At 68.8% G+C, this 17,357-nt stretch carries 16 protein-coding genes; 9 read left to right on the top strand and 7 right to left on the bottom strand.

Going from position 1 to position 17,357, the window contains the following annotated elements:
* The first annotated feature begins 96 nt into the window (after positions 1 to 96).
* A complete protein-coding gene (locus tag HQ312_RS19090; RefSeq protein WP_056444035.1) occupies positions 97 to 2,019 on the top strand; it encodes a dynamin family protein in 1,923 nt (640 codons plus the stop codon).
* A complete protein-coding gene (locus tag HQ312_RS19085; RefSeq protein WP_027506933.1) occupies positions 2,016 to 3,485 on the top strand; it encodes a dynamin family protein in 1,470 nt (489 codons plus the stop codon). Before HQ312_RS19090 ends, HQ312_RS19085 begins: the two co-directional genes overlap by 4 nt.
* A 2-nt stretch (positions 3,486 to 3,487) precedes the next feature.
* Here the strand turns inward: HQ312_RS19085 and HQ312_RS19080 are convergent, their stop codons facing one another.
* Positions 3,488 to 4,045: a hypothetical protein gene (locus HQ312_RS19080; RefSeq protein ID WP_222633014.1), complete on the bottom strand. Its 558-nt coding sequence runs from the start codon at positions 4,043 to 4,045 to the stop codon at positions 3,488 to 3,490.
* Positions 4,046 to 4,226: 181 nt separating this feature from the next.
* On the opposite strand from HQ312_RS19080, the gene HQ312_RS19075 reads away from it, so the two are divergent.
* Positions 4,227 to 5,522 (top strand): lipase family protein, encoded by a 1,296-nt coding sequence (locus HQ312_RS19075; protein WP_231476455.1) that lies wholly within the window; start codon positions 4,227 to 4,229, stop codon positions 5,520 to 5,522.
* A 24-nt stretch (positions 5,523 to 5,546) separates the two neighbouring features.
* Here the strand turns inward: HQ312_RS19075 and HQ312_RS19070 are convergent, their stop codons facing one another.
* Positions 5,547 to 6,392 carry a hypothetical protein gene (locus HQ312_RS19070; RefSeq protein WP_222640631.1) on the bottom strand — a complete coding sequence of 282 codons (846 nt, stop codon included), beginning with the start codon at positions 6,390 to 6,392 and terminating at the stop codon, positions 5,547 to 5,549.
* 151 nt (positions 6,393 to 6,543) lie between these two features.
* Between HQ312_RS19070 and HQ312_RS19065 the strand changes: the two genes are divergently transcribed.
* On the top strand, positions 6,544 to 7,260 hold the full coding sequence (locus HQ312_RS19065) for an SDR family oxidoreductase (RefSeq protein WP_222640629.1): 717 nt from the start codon (positions 6,544 to 6,546) through the stop codon (positions 7,258 to 7,260).
* A gap of 5 nt (positions 7,261 to 7,265) precedes the next feature.
* Here HQ312_RS19065 and HQ312_RS19060 read toward each other — a convergent pair whose 3' ends face one another.
* Both HQ312_RS19060 and HQ312_RS19055 read right to left on the bottom strand, forming a co-directional pair.
* The gene (locus HQ312_RS19060; RefSeq protein WP_222640626.1) at positions 7,266 to 8,393 is read right to left on the bottom strand and encodes an ABC transporter permease subunit; all 1,128 of its coding nucleotides are present in this window, start codon (positions 8,391 to 8,393) and stop codon (positions 7,266 to 7,268) included.
* A 1-nt stretch (position 8,394) separates the two neighbouring features.
* A complete protein-coding gene (locus tag HQ312_RS19055; RefSeq protein ID WP_222640624.1) occupies positions 8,395 to 9,252 on the bottom strand; it encodes an ABC transporter ATP-binding protein in 858 nt (285 codons plus the stop codon).
* Positions 9,253 to 9,704: 452 nt separating this feature from the next.
* On the opposite strand from HQ312_RS19055, the gene dnaK reads away from it, so the two are divergent.
* Genes dnaK through HQ312_RS19035 form a run of 4 tightly spaced genes read left to right on the top strand, consistent with a single transcriptional unit; the run spans position 9,705 to position 13,829 of the window.
* The gene (gene dnaK, locus HQ312_RS19050; protein ID WP_027506927.1) at positions 9,705 to 11,549 is read left to right on the top strand and encodes a molecular chaperone DnaK; all 1,845 of its coding nucleotides are present in this window, start codon (positions 9,705 to 9,707) and stop codon (positions 11,547 to 11,549) included.
* Positions 11,546 to 12,154 carry a nucleotide exchange factor GrpE gene (gene grpE / locus HQ312_RS19045; RefSeq protein ID WP_222640622.1) on the top strand — a complete coding sequence of 203 codons (609 nt, stop codon included), beginning with the start codon at positions 11,546 to 11,548 and terminating at the stop codon, positions 12,152 to 12,154. The genes dnaK and grpE overlap by 4 nt, the downstream gene beginning before the upstream one ends.
* A 43-nt stretch (positions 12,155 to 12,197) precedes the next feature.
* Complete coding sequence (gene dnaJ / locus HQ312_RS19040) at positions 12,198 to 13,379, top strand: molecular chaperone DnaJ (RefSeq protein ID WP_027506926.1); 1,182 nt, start codon at positions 12,198 to 12,200, stop codon at positions 13,377 to 13,379.
* A gap of 27 nt (positions 13,380 to 13,406) precedes the next feature.
* Entirely contained in the window at positions 13,407 to 13,829 is a 423-nt protein-coding gene (locus HQ312_RS19035) for a heat shock protein transcriptional repressor HspR (protein WP_027506925.1), read from the top strand.
* Positions 13,830 to 13,832: 3 nt separating this feature from the next.
* On the opposite strand, the gene HQ312_RS19030 is transcribed toward HQ312_RS19035, so the two are convergent.
* The 3 genes from HQ312_RS19030 to HQ312_RS19020 form a co-directional block, all read right to left on the bottom strand.
* Positions 13,833 to 14,588, bottom strand: a complete 756-nt coding sequence (locus HQ312_RS19030) for an FAD-binding oxidoreductase (RefSeq protein ID WP_308123933.1) — start codon at positions 14,586 to 14,588, stop codon at positions 13,833 to 13,835.
* 13 nt (positions 14,589 to 14,601) lie between these two features.
* Positions 14,602 to 16,077: a trehalose-6-phosphate synthase gene (locus HQ312_RS19025; RefSeq protein WP_027506923.1), complete on the bottom strand. Its 1,476-nt coding sequence runs from the start codon at positions 16,075 to 16,077 to the stop codon at positions 14,602 to 14,604.
* A 119-nt stretch (positions 16,078 to 16,196) separates the two neighbouring features.
* Positions 16,197 to 16,364: a hypothetical protein gene (locus HQ312_RS19020; protein WP_200933864.1), complete on the bottom strand. Its 168-nt coding sequence runs from the start codon at positions 16,362 to 16,364 to the stop codon at positions 16,197 to 16,199.
* A gap of 163 nt (positions 16,365 to 16,527) precedes the next feature.
* Here HQ312_RS19020 and HQ312_RS19015 point away from each other — a divergent pair, with 163 nt between their 5' ends.
* Positions 16,528 to 17,340 (top strand): alpha/beta fold hydrolase, encoded by an 813-nt coding sequence (locus HQ312_RS19015; protein ID WP_027506922.1) that lies wholly within the window; start codon positions 16,528 to 16,530, stop codon positions 17,338 to 17,340.
* Positions 17,341 to 17,357: the final 17 nt, after the last annotated feature.

Below are 17,357 nucleotides of genomic sequence, written 5' to 3'. Positions count from 1 at the left end.
GGTCGTCGGCGCTTACCGTGAGGGTCACACCGCCGCAGATGGTGAATGCTCACAGACGCGCTCGACCCGTTGCCACCGCAGACAGATCGGGACCACATGCAGAACGACGCACCACCCGCCGTGCAGACCGGCGCCGGGAAGACCCCCGCGCCGACGCAGGCGACGCAGCTGGCCGAGCTCCTGTCCCGGATGGGCGAGGTGGCGTCCGGTGCCGGTCGCCGCGACCTTCTCGACCGGTTGACGGCGGCGCGTGAGCGGGTGCTCGATCCGCGCCTGCGCATCGTCGTGGTCGGACCGCTCAAGCAGGGCAAGAGCCAGTTCGTGAACTCGCTGCTGGGCCTCGACGTGTGTTCGGTGGGCGACGACGAGACCACCGCGGTGCCCACGATGGTCGCGTACGCGGAGACCGAGCGGGCGGAGCTGGTGGTCGGCGAGATCGGCGCCGACCCGGTGCGCATCGACATCCCCATGGCGGACATCCATGCCGTCACACCGACCGACCCGCGCGCGGAGGGTCGCGAGATCCTGCGCCTCGAGATCTCCGTGCCCAGCCCGCTGCTGAAGGACGGGCTCGTCGTCATCGACACCCCCGGCGTCGGCGGCCACGGCAACCCGCACGCCAACAGCACCCTGGGTCTGGTCACGTCGGCGGATGCCGTTCTGGTGCTGTCCGATTCGAGTCAGGAGTTCACCGAGCCCGAGGTGGCCTTCCTGCGCCAGGTGGTGACTCTGTGCCCGGCGGTCGCGTGCCTGGTGACCAAGACCGACCTGTACCCGCACTGGCGGCGCATCGTCGAGGCCGATCGCGGGCACCTCGCGCGGCAGGGCATCGACGTCCCGCTGATGCCGATCTCGTCGATGCTCCGCTCGCACGCGCTGCGGCTGAAGGACGACTCGCTCGACAAGGAGGCCGGCTTCCCGGCTCTCTACGACTTCCTCCGCGGTGTGGTGCAGCGTGCCGACGCCACCACTCGCAAGGCCGTCGCTCTCGACGTCCGCTCGGTGTCCGAGCATCTCGCCCTCGCCCTGGGCAGTGAACTCGCGGCGCTTCGCGATCCGGAGACCGCCGCCGCGGCGGTGGCCGGTCTGCAACAGGCGCGGGCCAACGCCGAGGACATGCAGAAGCGCAGCAGTCGGTGGCAGCAGACACTCAACGACGGCATCACCGATCTGGCCGCCGACATCGACCACGACCTGCGAGACCGGCTGCGCGTCATCACCCGTGAGGCGGAGGAGGCGGTCGACGGGGGAGACCCGGGCAAGGACTGGCCGCGCATCGGTGAGTGGCTCGAGGACCAGATCGCCTCCGCCGTGGGGGACAACTTCGTCTGGGCGCACGAGCGGTCCCTGTGGCTCGCCGAGACGGTCGCTCGGCACTTCGCCGAGACGGCCGATGCGCACATCCCGGCGATGAACATCGCGAACGTCGACGGCGTCATGGACCCGGTGACCTCACTGGGGGACCTCGAGTCCGGCCGGATGGGCATCACCTCGAAGGTGCTCGTGGGCATGCGCGGCTCCTACGGCGGCGTGCTCATGTTCGGACTCATCACGACGATGATGGGACTGGCGCTGCTCAATCCGATCTCGCTCGGCGCCGGAGTCCTGTTGGGCAGCAAGGCCTACAAGGACGACAAGGAGGCGCGGGTGCTCAAGCGGCGGGCCGACGCGAAGGTCGCCATCCGCAAGTTCACCGACGACGTCAGCTTCCAGGTGGGCAAGGAGTCCAAGGACCGCCTGCGGCTCGTCCAGCGCCAGCTCCGTGACCACTTCACCGACATGGCCGATCAGACGGTGCGCTCGGTGAGCGACTCGCTGCGGGCCGCGCAGGAGGCGGCGACCGGCGCCTCGTCCGAGCGTGCCGCGCGCACAGCCGAACTGGAGCAGTCACTGAAGAAGATCTCTGCACTGCGCAGCATCGCGCAGAAGCTCGACCCCGAGGCCGTCGAGGCCGCCGAGGCAGACAAGGTCGTCGAGGCGGCTCGTGCGGACCGCACGCAGATCGGTACCGGCTCGTGAGTGTCACGCTCGACCGTGCGCGGGAACTCGTCGCGGCGGCGCAGGCGGAGTACGTGCGGGAGCCGGACGTCCGGGATGCGTTGCGCGTCTGCGCGGACCGGCTCGACGAGCCGCTGCGCGTCGCGCTCGCCGGATCACTCAAGGCCGGCAAGTCGACGCTCCTCAACGCGCTCGTCGGACAGGACATCGCCCCCACCGACGCGACCGAGTGCACCCGCGTCGTCACGTGGTACCGCCGCGGGACGTCTCCCTCGGTGACGGCCCGGTACGACGGGGACCGCTCGATGAGCATCCCGGTGTTGCGTCGGGGTGGTCGACTGTCGTTCGACTTCGGCGATCTCACCGCCGACCGCGTGGACCGCCTCGACGTCGAGTGGCCGGCGCGAACCCTGGCCCGCAACACCATCATCGACACCCCCGGCACGTCGTCGCTGTCCCTGGACGTGTCCGAGCGGACGTTGTCGATGTTGACGCCCGAGGACTCCGCGTCCGGCGCCGACGCCGTGGTCTATCTCCTGCGCACCCTGAGCGCGTCCGACACGTCGTTCCTCACCCGCATCAACGACGCGGTCGGTGGCGACTCCGGCCCCCTCGGCGTGGTCGGCGTCGTCTCGCGTGCCGACGAGGTGGGCGCCGGTCGCATGGACGCGATGATGTCGGCCAAGGAAGTGGCGTCCCGCTTCGCGGTGGAGCTCGAGAAGACCGGTCTGTGCCAGGCCGTCGTGCCCGTCGCCGGCCTGCTCGCCCTCGGGGCACGGACGTTGCGGCAGAGCGAGTTCGGCGCGCTCGTCGCGTTGGCCGACGCTCCGCCCGACGACCTCCAACTGGCGATGCTGTCGGCCGACCGCTTCTCCCGCCCGGACATGCCACTCCCCGTCGATGCGGAGACGCGCGCCGGACTCGTCGACCGTTTCGGGCTCTTCGGCATCCGGATGGCCGTCACGCTCATCCGCATGGGCACGCGCGATTCGCCCTCGCTCGCACGGGAACTCGTCGAGCGCAGTGGACTCGAGGAGCTACGGCACATCATCGACGTTCAGTTCGGCGAGCGAGCCGACCAGCTCAAGGCGCACTCGGCCCTCGTCGCTCTCGATCGCGTGCTGCGCGCCTCACCGGCCGCGGGATCGCGCGCCATCATCGACGAGGTGGGATCCACCCTCGCCGACGTCCACGGGTTCAAGGAACTGCGTCTGCTCGGTCAGCTACGGGCACGCGAGGTGCGGCTGCCCGAGCCGGAGAAGGCGGAGCTCGCTCGACTGGTGGGTGCGCAGGGCACCGAGACGACGACGCGGTTGGGGCTCGATCCGGACGACTCGGTGGAACTGCAGCGCAAGACGGCCTTCGACGCGGTCCGCAGTTGGCGCTCCCGCGCGTCCCATCCGCTGCTCGACCGGTTCACGGCGCGGGCGTGCGACATCGCCGCGCGCAGCGCCGAGGGCATCCTCGCGGAGCTCGACCGCCGCTGAGATCAGCGCCGGACGGGAGCGGCTGCGAGCCATCGCCCGACGGCGGGGACGAACAGCGGAGCGGTGCCCAGCAGAGCGAGGGCCGCGACGACGAACGGCGCATACGTCGTGGGCTGCTCCAGCGCATCGGAGGTCGCGATCCAGAACGCGATCGATCCCGCGGCCGCGACGATGCCGACCACGGTCAGCGTGGATCGTCCGGTGGGGCGTCGGCCGCGGATCTGCAGGATGCCGGCCAGTCCCACCAGGAGAACGACGGCGCCGACGGCAGCACCGGCGACGAGCGTGATGAGGACCGTCGAGTCGATGTCCTCCGCCGAGGTGCCGGGGGCGTCGGCCGAGAGGACGTCGGCGAGGCGCGACCGTAGTCCCTGGTGGTCGAGTCCCAGCAGCGCGCCGGTGGCCGCCAGGACGACGAGGCACAGACTCCACAGGATCACGGCGGCATCGACGGCGCGTGGGCGCTCGTCGGGAACCGGCTCCCGCATGGGCGTCACGTGCACCGACGGGCGGGGCGGCTTCGGGGGTTGCGAGCCTTCGACACTGTCCGACGCGTTCATGGCTTCAGGCTAGAGGGTCTGTTTCCGCCCGACCCTGTTGTGGTCCGGCCCCGTCCGTTCGGGCTCGCAAAGTGATCGAGCACGAAGTCCGCGGTCGGGGTCACACGGGCTTCTCGGAAGTGGGCCCCATCACTTACGGTCAGGGCGGTAGTGGGCCCGCCTGGGCCCCGTTGTCGATGGGATGAATGTGCGGAAACTGCGGTCTGCCGGCGTCGGTCTGGTGATGTGTCTCGGTCTGTTCGGCGCGGTGGTGCCCACGGCGACCGCCGAACCCCCCGGCCCGGCGTCGAGCTTCTACACGCCCCCCTCACCGCTTCCCGCCGGGAACGACGGTGACCTCATCCGTACCGGGCCGTCGAATCTCGCACTGTCGCTTCCCTTGCCGCAGGGACCGATCCCCGGCACCGCGACGCGCCTGATGTACCGGTCGCAGGACGCCAACGACGCGCCGGTGGCCGTCACCGGGACGTACATCGACCCGTCGGCCGAGTGGACCGGCCCCGGTCCGCGCCCGCTCGTGGTGATCGCCCCCGGCACCCACGGCCAGGGCGACCAGTGCGCGCCGTCGCACCAGTTGAACAACGTCCTCACCTACACCCCCGTGCTCGGACTCATGGTCGAGTACGAGCTGCTCTCCACCTACGCGTTGCTGGCCCGCGGCTACGGCGTCGTCATCACCGACTACGACGGTCTGGGCACGCCGGGTGCGCACACCTACGTCAACCGCGCCGCCGAAGCGCACGCGGTGCTCGACGCGGCGCGCGCCGCGCAGCAACTCGGCAACACCAAGGTCGGACCCGAATCCCCGGTCGGCCTCTGGGGTTACTCCCAGGGCGGCGGCGCCGTGGCAGCAGCCGTGGAGCTCGCTCCCGAGTACGCACCGGAGCTGGACATCAAGGGCACCTACGCCGGTGCGCCCGTCGCCGATCTGGCCGCGACGCTGGCACAGGTCGACGGCACCATCCTCACCGGTGTCATCGGCTACACCCTGAACGGTCTGCGCCGGTCCAACCCCGAGTTGGGCCCGATCATCGACGCCTCGACCAACCCGGCCGGTAAGGCTGCGCTGGCGGCACTAGAGAATCAGTGCGTCGTGGAAAGTGCACTCACCGTGGGCTTCCACCGCACCAACGAGTGGATCACCACCGGCGAGTCGCTGTCGGACTACCTGAAGCGAATTCCCGAGGCGCAGACGGTTCTCGCCGAGAACAAGATCGGTAACCGCACACCCACCACGCCGGTCTACATCGACACCGGCACGGGCGACGACATCGTGCCGCACGGCCAGGCCGTCGATCTCGCCGCAACCTGGTGCGGGAAGGGCTCGAACGTCCAGCTGAACACGCAGCAGTTGCCGTTCTTCCTCCCCGGGCTCGCGCTCGGCCACGTCCTGCCCGACTTCATCGGACTCGGCGCCGGCACCAACTGGCTCGACGCCCGGTTCCGCGACGTCCCCACAGCGGGCAACTGCGCCTGACCCGTCACCGCCGAAGCGCCTCGATCACAGTCGATCGAGGCGCTTCGTCGCGTTCCGGACCCTCGAGGTCGACGCGTCCTTCTCCGACGCCGCCTCGGAACGCGCGTCCTGCGCCGCCTCCAGGTCCTCGCGTGCCTTTTCGAGTTGCTCGGTGAGGGCGTCGACCGACTCCTGCAGCTCGTCGATGCGATGGTCGGCCTTCTCCAGCGCCTCGGTCGCACCCTGCAGCGCAGCCTCGGCGTCGTCGAGTTCGGCCTGTGCGCGGGCTCGCTGCTCTTGCTTCTCCCGTTCGGCGGTGTCGTCGGGTTCGGGTTCTTGCGCAGGTTTGTCGTCTTCGGCGGGTTCGGAATCGACGGACACCAGCCCCATAGGGCCGAACCCGCTGTACTCGGCGGCCCCCAACATCCGGCCGCGCCGCACCTCGTCGGCGATGTCCGCATCGGACAGCGCCGCATTCAGGCTCTGCGTCACCTCGCGCCCGACGTCCTCGCCGATCGGGTGACCGCGATCCTCCGCGATCTCCGCAGCCCGGCTCGCCAGCGCGCGCACCGCGCGTTGCCGCTGCTTCGTCAACGTGCGGAGGGTGGCACCCGACGGTCGACCGGCCGGCCTCCGGCCTTCCCGCAGATGTTGCTGCGCCTCACGAAGTGCTTCGCCGAGGTCGAGCAGGTCTGTGACGTCGTCCTCCGCGTCGCGCACCGTCACGTTCAGCACCCACCCGACGATCGTCGGTTTGCGCAGCGCACCGATCTGCTTGGCCAGGTCCTTGTCGCCGTCGGAACGCGCCTGCTTCTGCCGGCCGGTGCGCGCGGCGACGAAGTCGGACGGGTCCAGCCCGTACAGCTCGTCGGCCACCTCGTCGAACGTCATGCTGGTCGATTATGCCGCCACGCTGTGGCCATAGAGAGTATGAATGGCAAGTCTCGGAACTATCGATAGCGCGATGGGATGATGCTGCGGGCCCGGTGCGCTGAACCTTCCGTGGCCGCGAGAGACGGGGCCGCGGAAGGGACACACCGTCATGAGCACCCTGCAGAACACCCGCATCCTTCTCGTCGGCGGCTCGTCGGGCATCGCGCGGCGCATCGCCGAGGACGCGCTCGCCGCCGGCGCGGAAGTCGTCCTCGGCAGTCGACGCCCGGAGGCCCTGGCCGACACTGTCGCCGAGCTCGGCTCGGGCGCATCGGCGGTGCACCTCGACCTCGACGACGAATCGTCCATCGCCGCCGCCGTCACCACGCTCGGACCTCTCGATCACGTCGTGTCGCTCGCGGCGAACCACGCCAACGGCCCGGTCGCAGACCTCGACCGCGCCGCCGTCGAGCGCGCGTTCGCAGCCAAGGTCGTCGGACCGATCCTGCTGGCCAAGCACTTCGCGCCCACGCTGCGGGACGGCGGCTCGTTCGTGTTCTTCTCCGGTGTCGCCGCATGGAAGCCGGCGCCGGGCCTCGCCGTCATGGCCACGACCAACGGTGCTGTCGCATTCCTCGCGGAAGCGTTGGCCGTCGAACTGGCACCGTTGCGGGTCAACGCCGTCTCGCCCGGCATCGTCGACTCGGGTTCGTGGGACGGCATGGGAGACGGGAAGCAGAAGATGTTCGACGCGACGGCTGCCTCCAATCCCGCACGGCGCGTGGGCCGCCCGGAGGACGTGTCGGCAGCGGTGCTGCTCGCCCTGACCAACACCTTCGTCACCGGAACCACCCTCCACGTCGACGGGGGTGGACGGCTGAGCTGAGCGCCTCAGGCGATCCGCACGCCCCTCGGCAAGGTGCGGGCCGGAACGCGGAGTCGGCGCGCGGCGACCGTGAGTCCGAGAGCTCCCAGGATGACATTGACGGCCAGCCCGAGGTACCAACTTTCGCCGACCTTTCCGGATTCGAACGCGACCTGCTCGTCGTAGAAGCTGCGGTTCGAGGCGCTCACGCGGTAGGTCGACACGGTGTCCGCGCAGGTCGGCTCCGTCAGGTACGGGCCCGTGCGCGCCGTCGAGAGCGTCTCGGCTATCGGGCGCGCCACGCTGGGATCGGGTGGCCGCTCGTCCGACGTCCAGACACGTACGCTCGGATTGTCATGTGCGGCCACCACATCCGGGAGAATGAGAAACGGGTTGGGCGCCAACAGCCACCAGATACGCTCGGTGTGCTCGTAGGAGCGCACCGTGGCCACGTCGCGACAGTCCGGAACGGTGTCGAACGAATCGTCCACGTACGTGTACTCGGCGCCCACCACCTCGTGGTCCTCCGCCGTGGTCGAGTAGAGCAGGCCGAACAGTGCCGGGAGGCCCAGCACGAGGAAGAAGACGGTGGCCTGCGTCAGGACGGCCGATCCCGCCGGCCGAGCGGTCAGGGCGGAGTACCCCAGCCCGATCCCGCAGTAGCACAGGAAGATCAGGCAGAGAACGATCACGCCCAGCACCGAGGTGCCGATGCCGTAGGGCGCGGCGACGATGCCCCACACAAGATACGGCGACGCCACGGCGACGAGGGCGAGGCACGACACCCACGACCCGAGAAGCTTGCCGACGGCCAACTGCCAGTGGCTGATCGGCGTCGCCTGCACCACGGCGAGCGTCGCGTCCTTGCGGTCACCGTTGATCGACGTCGCCGTGAGGGTGGGGGCGAGGACCACGCCGAGGAACAGCTCGACTCCCAGTACGACCGCGTAGAGATTGCGCGCCCAGCCGTCGTAGTTCGCATCGGCCTCGTCCACCGACAGTGCCAGATACATCGACCCGAACACGGCCAGCGACATGACCGTGAACGTGACGGCCAGGGTGATGCGCCACCGGGTGGTGCGCAGTCGCTGCCGGAGTTCGAGGCCGATGAGTACGCCGACCACCGACCACCAGCTGCTCGTCCGTGCCGCCACGTCAGGTCCTGTCCGCGTCGAGTGCGAGGTAGGTGTCCTCGAGCTGCGAGTCCACCCGGGCGAACTCGGCGACGAGCACTCCCGAGTCGACGACCGTGCGCAGGTGTCGCGCCGCGGCCTCCTCGTCGGGGAAGTGCAGGATGTCGGCCGACGATGCAGGCCGGCCCACCGCGCGTAGTCGCCACGATCGTTCGGTGGCGGGTGCCGACTCCCGCGTGCGCCCGTCCGTCATCACGAGCACGTCGTCCACCATCTCCGACAGTTCGGTGAGGATGTGGCTCGACACCAGCACTGCGCATCCGTTGTCGGCGAGCCGGCGGACCTCGTCGCGCAGTTCGACTCGCGAGCGCGGGTCCATGCCGGACGCCGGCTCGTCGAGTAGAAGTAATCGCGGTCGGTGCACCAGTGCGCGGGCGAACCCGAGCCGCTGCTTCTGGCCGCGGGACAACTCGTGCGCGGGTCGGTCGGCGCGGTCGTCGAGGTGCACCTGCTGCAGCAGTTCGGCGGCGCGGGCCCGGGCGTCCTTCGACGACAGGCCGTGCAGCCGCCCGAACGTCGACAGGATCTCGGTCGCGGTGAGGCTGTCCCAGGTGCCGAACACATCCGGCATCCACCCCACGGCCCGCCGAAGTGCGACCGTCTCGACCGGAGACCCATCCAGCTCGAGGGTCCCGGAGTCGGGAGCCAGGAGGCCGGCGAGCATCAGCAGCAGTGTCGTCTTGCCGGCGCCGTTGGGTCCGACCAGCCCGGTCACCCTGCCGGGAGTCAGAGTGACGTCGGCGTGGGCGACTGCTGTGTGGCGTCCGAACGTGCGGGTGAGACCTCGGGCCGTCAGGGTCGTGCCGGGAACCGGTGACATGCCGTGGACCCTAACCGTCGGACGTGCGTGTTCAGCCACACTCTCGCGTCGAGTTCCGCGGATCTGCAGAAAGCCTCGCGGTCGGGTGGGTTCACACGCGCCGACCATGCGTGAGTGCCCTCAACTCGCTGCCGGAGGCGGGATCCCGTCGATCCGGTCGACCTGTGGATGCTGAGGCACGGCCGAGTGCAGGTTTTGCCACATTTTCGCGTCGAATGCTGCCGATCCGCAGAAAGCCTCGCGATCGGGTGGGTCCAGACACGCGGACCACAGCCGGCCGACCACTCCGGGAACAAACTCGCACACCCCTCCGTTGAGCCGTACGACTGCCATTGAGCGTGGGTCACTCAAGTACGACTTGACGGGGCGAGAATCCGACAGGCAGACTTGAGCGCAGTTCGCTCAGGCAGACGCTCGAACGATCACAGCAGCATCTATCAGGAGGTCTTCACATGGCTCGTGCGGTCGGAATCGACCTCGGGACCACCAACTCGGTCGTGTCCGTCCTGGAGGGCGGCGAACCGGTCGTGGTGGCCAACTCCGAGGGTGCACGCACCACCCCGTCCATCGTCGCGTTCGCCAAGAACGGAGAGGTTCTCGTCGGCCAGTCCGCGAAGAACCAGGCCGTCACGAACGTCGACCGGACCATTCGCTCCGTCAAGCGCCACATCGGCACTGACTGGACCGTCGGCATCGACGACAAGAAGTACACGTCGCAGGAGATCAGCGCGCGCACGCTCATGAAGCTCAAGCGTGACGCCGAGGCGTACCTGGGCGAAGAGATCACCGACGCGGTCATCACGGTGCCCGCGTACTTCGAGGACGCACAGCGTCAGGCCACGAAGGAAGCCGGCCAGATCGCCGGCCTCAACGTCCTGCGCATCGTCAACGAGCCCACCGCCGCCGCTCTGGCGTACGGCCTGGACAAGGGAGAGAAGGAACAGACCATCCTCGTGTTCGACCTCGGTGGCGGCACGTTCGACGTGTCCCTGCTCGAGATCGGCGACGGTGTCGTCGAGGTCCGCGCCACGTCCGGCGACAACCACCTCGGTGGCGACGACTGGGACGAGCGCATCGTCACCTGGCTCGTCGACAAGTTCAAGGCTCAGAACGGCATCGATCTGACCAAGGACAAGATGGCTCTCCAGCGCCTGCGTGAGGCTGCGGAGAAGGCCAAGATCGAGCTGTCCTCGAGCCAGAGCACGTCCATCAACCTGCCGTACATCACGGTGGACTCGGACAAGAACCCGCTCTTCCTCGACGAGCAGCTCAGCCGCTCCGAGTTCCAGAAGATCACCGCCGACCTGCTCGACCGCACCCGCGCGCCGTTCCAGGCCGTGGTCAAGGACTCGGGCATCGCGGTCAAGGACATCGACCACGTCGTGCTCGTCGGTGGCTCCACCCGTATGCCGGCCGTCTCCGAGCTGGTCAAGGAGCTCTCCGGTGGACGCGAGCCCAACAAGGGCGTCAACCCGGACGAGGTCGTGGCCGTCGGCGCCGCACTGCAGGCCGGTGTGCTCAAGGGTGAGGTCAAGGACGTTCTGCTCCTCGACGTCACGCCGCTGTCCCTCGGCATCGAGACCAAGGGTGGCGTGATGACCAAGCTCATCGAGCGCAACACCACCATCCCCACCAAGCGGTCCGAGACCTTCACCACGGCGGACGACAATCAGCCGTCGGTGCAGATCCAGGTCTTCCAGGGTGAGCGCGAGATCGCTTCGCACAACAAGCTTCTCGGCTCGTTCGAGCTGACGGAGCTGCCGCCCGCCCCGCGCGGTGTGCCCCAGATCGAGGTCACGTTCGACATCGACGCCAACGGCATCGTGCACGTGACGGCGAAGGACAAGGGCACCGGCAAGGAGAACACGATCAAGATCCAGGAGGGCTCCGGCCTCTCCAAGGAGGAGATCGAGCGCATGGTCAAGGACGCCGAGGCTCACGCCGAGGAGGACAAGACCCGTCGCGAGGAGGCCGAGACCCGCAACCAGGCCGAGTCGCTCGTCTACCAGACGGAGAAGTTCGTCAAGGACAACGAGGACAAGGTTCCTGCGGAGACCAAGGAAAAGGTCGAGTCGGCCATCGCGGAGGCTCGCACTGCCTTGAACGGCACCGACATCGCCGCCATCAAGGCAGCGGTGGAGAAGCTGAGCACGGAGTCGCAGGCTCTGGGTCAGGCACTGTACGAGTCGGCAGCAGCCGACGGAGCAGGTGCCGACGGCGCAGCCCCGACCGACGGTAGCGACGATGTCGTCGACGCCGAGGTCGTGGACGAGCCGGTCGACACGGACAAGAAGTGAGTGCTGAGGACACCGGGAAGGTAGACGCACCCGACGTCGACCCCGCCGTGGAGGAGTCCCTCGCGGGCTCTGCCACGGCGCCCCAGCCCGGTGACGTGGAGGACGAAGCAGAGGTTCTCGAGGCAGAGCTGTCCGAGGGTTCCGTGGATTCTGAGACTGCACCCGAGAAGGACGAGCTGTCCGAGCGGACGGCCGACCTGCAGCGCCTCAGCGCCGAGTTCGCCAACTACCGGCGACGCGTCGCTCGGGACAAGCAGGTGGACATCGACAACGCCAAGGCGTCGGTGTTGGCCGAGTTGCTCGGTGTGCTCGACGATCTCGATCGGGCGCGCAAGCACGGTGACCTCGAGACCGGGCCGCTGAAGTCGGTGGCGGACAAGCTCGAATCCGTCATCACCGCACAGGGTCTCGTCGCCTTCGGTGACGAGGGCGACGCGTTCGACCCCGCGCTGCACGAGGCCGTGCAGCACGAGGGCGACGGCAACGATCCTGTCGTCGGCAGCGTGTTCCGCAAGGGGTACAAGGTGCGTGATCGAGTTCTGCGCACCGCCATGGTCGCCGTCGTCGACGGTTCGGGCGCCGACGCGGCATCCGACCAGGCATAGTTCGACCACAACGAAGATGTGATGTGAGAGGAGGAGGCGACCGGTGAGCCAACGGGAGTGGATAGAGAAGGACTTCTACAAGGAGCTGGGCGTCTCCTCCTCCGCGTCGCAGGACGAGATCAAGAAGGCGTACCGCAAGCTCGCGCGCGACAACCATCCGGACTCCAATCCGGGGGACGCGAAGGCGGAGGAGCGCTTCAAGGCGGTCAGCGAGGCCAATGCGGTGCTCTCCGACCCCGCGAAGCGCAAGGAGTACGACGAGGCCCGATCACTGTTCGCCAGTGGTGGTTTCGGACGCGGCGGATTCTCGCCGGGCGGCGGAACCAACTTCGGCGGCGGGGGTACGGCCGGCGGGTTCGACGTCGGTGACCTCTTCGGAGGTGCCGGTGGCGGAGCCGATCTCGGTGATCTGTTCGGCGGGTTGTTCAACCGTGGCGCGGCCGGTGGTCGTACCCAGGCCGCGTCGTCGCGTCCCCGGCGTGGGAGTGATCTCGCTGCCGAGGTGACGCTCGACTTCCGTGACGCGGCGGTGGGAACGTCTGTCCCGCTGTCCATCACGAGCCCGTCGTCGTGCACCACCTGCCACGGGAGCGGCGCGAAGCCCGGCACGAGCCCGCGGGTCTGCCCGCGGTGCAACGGTGCCGGTGTGGTCAGCCGCAACCAGGGCGCGTTCGGCTTCAGCGAGCCGTGCGACGACTGCCGGGGCACCGGCTCGATCATCGACGATCCGTGCACCGACTGCCGCGGCACCGGGGTGCAGAACCGCACCCGGTCGGTGACGGTGCGGGTTCCTGCCGGTGTCAGTGACGGGCAACGTGTCCGAGTGGCCGGACGAGGCGAGGCCGGTCTGCGCGGCGCTGCCGCCGGCGATCTGCTGGTGACCGTGCACGTGAAGAGCGACGCCGTGTTCGGCCGCACGGGTGACGATCTCACCCTCACGGTTCCCGTCGCGTACAGCGAACTGGTGCTCGGCACGACGCTGTCGGTGCCGACGCTCGACGGCCGAGTCGGTCTGAAGGTTCCGGCGGGAACGGTCGACGGCCGTACCTTCCGGGTGAAGGGTCGCGGCATTCCCAAGAAGTCGAAGATCGGTGACCTGTTGGTCACGGTGAAGGTGGCCGTGCCGTCCGAGTTGGACGACGCGGCACGCGATGCACTCGAGGCCTACGCTGCGGCGGAGAAGGCGAGTGGTTTCGATCCCCGCTCCGGGTGGCCCGGAGCCTGACGGTTCTGATGCGAGAGGAGAGATGAGATGACTCGGACGCCCAGCGATCCGCAGGATGCGCGCGACGCAGGCGCGGACCCGGATGCCCGGATCTTCGTCATCTCCGTCGCCGCCGAGCTCGCCGGCATGCACGCCCAGACACTGCGCACCTACGACCGTCTCGGACTGGTGACGCCGTTCCGCACCACCGGCGGTGGGCGACGGTACTCTCCGCGCGACGTCGCGCTGCTCCGCGAGGTGCAGCGTCTCTCGCAGGACGAGGGCGTCAATCTGGCGGGTATCAAGCGCATCATCGAACTCACCAATCAGGTGGAGGCGCTGCAGGCCCGCGTCACCGAGATGGCGACCGAGCTGGCCAAGGTTCACGCCGGGTACCGACGCGATCTCGTTCCGGTGCAACGCAGTAACGCGCTCGTCGTGTGGACGCCGCGCAACCCGAAGCAGACCTGACCCTCACCCCGTGCGGATGTTCTCCGCCGGGGTTCCCGTCGTGACCAGGGCACGCGTCGTGAAGCTCGACATCGCCGGTGATCCGCACACCAGCACGCGCTGCGACAGATACGGCCCGCGCCGCGCCACCACCTCGCCGACGCGGCCGACGAGGTACTCGTGAGGTGCGAAGCCGGAGTCGGGTGCCGTCTGCAGCCGCACGGCCTCGGCGGCATCGAAGAACTCGTCGCGGTACGGCGGGTCCACGGGCTCGTCCACCACCGGGATCACCGTGAGCCATGGCGCTGATCGCGCCATCAGGGACAGCATGTCGGCGGCATAGAGATCGCGGGGGTGCCTGCCTCCCACGTAGAGCCGCACCCGCGGAGGCCGTGGCCGACGTGCCAGGCCCAGCAGCAGCGCACGCATCGGTGCGAGACCTGTTCCGCCCGCGACCATCACGACGTCGTCGTCGGTGTCGTCGACACGCAGGTCGCCCGCCGGGTCGTCGAGAGTCCAAACGTCGCCCTCACGGGTCTCGCGAACGATGCTGCGACTGACCCAGCCTGCCGGTACCTCGCGAATGTGGAACTCGTACTTGCCGTCTCGCGACGGGGGCAGGGCGGGGGAGTACCGACGAGGCAGGTGCGGCGAGGTGGGCACCGTCACGGCGACGGACTGCCCCGCGGCGAACGGAACCAGATCGCCGACGAGGCGGACGATCAGAAGATCACGGCGCAGCCGATGGCACTGCACTACTTGCGCTTCGACCACGGTCACCGGTCTTCGCGCATCACATCGTCGCCTGACCGATGTCCCGGTTGGAGATCATCTGGTTGGGCTCCTCGTCGCCGGTGCGTCCCAGCGCGGCGAGGAACGACCGCGCCCAGCGATCGACGTCGTGCGCGAGCACCTGCCGCCGCATAGCCCGGATGTGGCGTCGGCCCGATTCCGGCGTCTGCTCGATCGCGGCCATCATCGCGTCCTTGACGCTGTTCAGATCGTGCGGGTTGCACTGGTACGCCTGGCGCAGTTCGGCTGCGGCTCCGGTGAACTCGCTGAGCACGAGGGAACCGCCCAGGTCGCTGCGGCACGCCACGTACTCCTTGGCGACGAGGTTCATGCCGTCGCGGATGGGCGTCACCAGCATGACGTCGGCGGCCACGTAGTAGGCGATGAGCTCCTCGCGCGGAATGGGGCGGTGCAGGTAGTGCACCACCGGATGCCCGACGCGGCTGAACTCGCCGTTGATGCGCCCGACCATGCCCTCGATCTCGCCGCGCATCTGCTTGTAGCTCTCGACGCGTTCGCGGCTCGGTGTGGCCAGCTGGATCATCACGACGTCTTCGGGATCCACCCGGCCCTCGGTCAGCAGTTCCAGGAACGCCTCGAGACGGACGTCGATGCCCTTGGTGTAGTCGAGTCGGTCGACGCCCAGCATGATCGTCTTCGGATTGCCCAGCTCTTCGCGCATCTCTCGTGCACGATCGCGCACCGGCTTGCGCCGCGACTTCTCGTCGAGATCGCCCGAGTCGATGGAGATGGGGAAGGCGCCCACGCGCACGGACCGGAAACCCACCTGCACCACACCGAGTTTGGAGCGGACTCCGATGTTGCCGCGCGAGGTCGGCTGGCCGGCGAGACGCCGTGCGAGGTAGAGGAAGTTCTGCGCGCCGCCCGGCAGATGGAAGCCGATGAGATCCGCGCCCAGCAGGCCCTCGACGATCTCGGTGCGCCACGGCATCTGCATGAACAGCTCGACGGGCGGGAACGGGATGTGTAGGAAGAAGCCGATCGTCAGATCGGGGCGCAGCATGCGCAGCATCTTCGGGACCAGCTGGAGTTGGTAGTCCTGGATCCACACGGTGGCGTTCTCGGCGGCCGCCTTGGACGTGGCCTCGGCGAAGCGTCGGTTCACCTCGACGTAGGCGTCCCACCAGCTCCGGTCGTAGACGGGCCGGACGATGACGTCGTGGTAGAGCGGCCACAGGGTGGCATTGGAGAAGCCCTCGTAGTAGTCGGCGACCTCCTGCTGCGAGAGCGGGACCGGGACCAGCTCGAGGCCGTCGTCCTCGAACGGGTCGACGTCGACGTCGGGGACACCGGCCCATCCGACCCAGGCGCCGTTGTTGCTCCGCAGGATCGGCTCGAGCGCGGTGACGAGACCACCGGGGCTGCGCTTCCAGACTCGGGAACCGTCGGGCGCCGTGTCGAGGTCGACAGGCAACCTGTTGGCGACGACGACGAAGTCCGAACCTGATGCGGTCACTGCTGATCCTCTGTCTCGACGTCGGGGCGCGCGGTAAGGCCGGCAGCCTGCCGCGACGGTGTCAGCACGTGCTTACCCCACTCGCCGAACGCCAATCGGAGTGCGGGAGCGAGCGGCGCTCAGGCGCGGACGGGCGGGTTGATCCCCAGCATGGACAGCAGCATGCGGCACTCGTCGGCGTCTGTTGCGTAGGCGGCGACGACGCGACGTGCCATGCGGGCGGTCTCGTCGGACAGGGTCTCGATCTCTTCGTCGGCGATGTCGGTCTCGGCGGGCTCGGTGGCCATGCGGGTCTCCTGGGGTCGAACGATGTGGTGGTGCAGCCCGGTGGGGCGCACTCGCGTACCTGAACTCTACGAGTTCGCGCTCGTTCCCGGCAAAACCGGACGCGCACCGTGACCGGTAGCGTCTGCCCCGAACAGCTGTCGTATCGGAAGAAGGACATCCGCCATGCCCATCGGCACCATCAACGGCATCCGCCTCAACTACACCGTGACGGGCAAGGGTCCGCTCGTCGTGATGGTCATGGGGACGGGCAGCCCCGGCCGGGTGTGGCAGCTGCATCAGGTGCCGGCGCTCACGGCCGCGGGATTCCGGGTGTGCACCTTCGACAACCGCGGCATCGCCCCGACCGACGAGTGCGCGGGCGGCATGACGATGGACGATCTGGTCGCGGACACCGCGGCGCTCATCGAGTACCTGCGGTCCGGCCCCGACGAGAAGGCAGCCGTCGTGGGCACGTCGATGGGTGCGCGCGTGGCGCAGGAACTGGCCTTGACCAGGCCCGACCTGGTGTCGCGAGCGATCTTCGCGGCCGGTCACGCCCGGCTCGACGAGTTCCAGAAGGTGCTCGGCGCCGGCGAGCGCGAGCTGGCTGACAGCTCGGCGACGCTGCCGCCGAAGTACGCGGCCGCAGTGACGGCGGCCCTGAACCTCTCTCCCGCGTCGCTCGCCGACCCCGCGAAGGCACGGGACTGGCTCGACCTGTTCGAGTTCTCCGTGCAGCCGCTGACCCCGGGCCAGCGTGCCCAGCTCTCTCTGGACGAGTCGTTCGACCGCCGGTCCGCGTACCGCGACATCACGGTGCCGTGCCTGGCGATGGGCTTCGCCGACGACCGGATGATTCCCGCCTACCTCTCGCGCGAGGTGGCCGACCTGGTTCCGGGCGGCCGCTACGTCGAGATCGCCGACGCGGGGCACTACGGATACCTGGAGAAGCCCGACGAGGTCAATCAGGCGATTCTCACGTTCCTCCGCGAGTAACGCCGGTCGAGCGTTAG

This window comes from Rhodococcus sp. BP-316, assembly GCF_019836105.1.
GTDB lineage: Bacteria > Actinomycetota > Actinomycetes > Mycobacteriales > Mycobacteriaceae > Rhodococcoides.
Note: the sequence above shows the minus strand (reverse complement) of the source record. Positions and strands in the feature narration are given on the sequence as shown.

Bases quoted from the DNA above. Each gene is read 5' to 3' on its own strand.
- HQ312_RS19015 (WP_027506922.1), top strand. From the start codon at position 16,528: ATGCCCATCGGCACCATCAACGGCATCCGCCTCAACTACACCGTGACG.
- HQ312_RS19065 (WP_222640629.1), top strand. From the start codon at position 6,544: ATGAGCACCCTGCAGAACACCCGCATCCTTCTCGTCGGCGGCTCGTCG.
- HQ312_RS19070 (WP_222640631.1), bottom strand. From the start codon at position 6,392: ATGACGTTCGACGAGGTGGCCGACGAGCTGTACGGGCTGGACCCGTCC.
- HQ312_RS19075 (WP_231476455.1), top strand. From the start codon at position 4,227: ATGAATGTGCGGAAACTGCGGTCTGCCGGCGTCGGTCTGGTGATGTGT.
- dnaK (WP_027506927.1), top strand. From the start codon at position 9,705: ATGGCTCGTGCGGTCGGAATCGACCTCGGGACCACCAACTCGGTCGTG.
- HQ312_RS19035 (WP_027506925.1), top strand. From the start codon at position 13,407: ATGACTCGGACGCCCAGCGATCCGCAGGATGCGCGCGACGCAGGCGCG.
- HQ312_RS19020 (WP_200933864.1), bottom strand. From the start codon at position 16,364: ATGGCCACCGAGCCCGCCGAGACCGACATCGCCGACGAAGAGATCGAG.
- HQ312_RS19080 (WP_222633014.1), bottom strand. From the start codon at position 4,045: ATGAACGCGTCGGACAGTGTCGAAGGCTCGCAACCCCCGAAGCCGCCC.
- HQ312_RS19090 (WP_056444035.1), top strand. From the start codon at position 97: ATGCAGAACGACGCACCACCCGCCGTGCAGACCGGCGCCGGGAAGACC.
- HQ312_RS19055 (WP_222640624.1), bottom strand. From the start codon at position 9,252: ATGTCACCGGTTCCCGGCACGACCCTGACGGCCCGAGGTCTCACCCGC.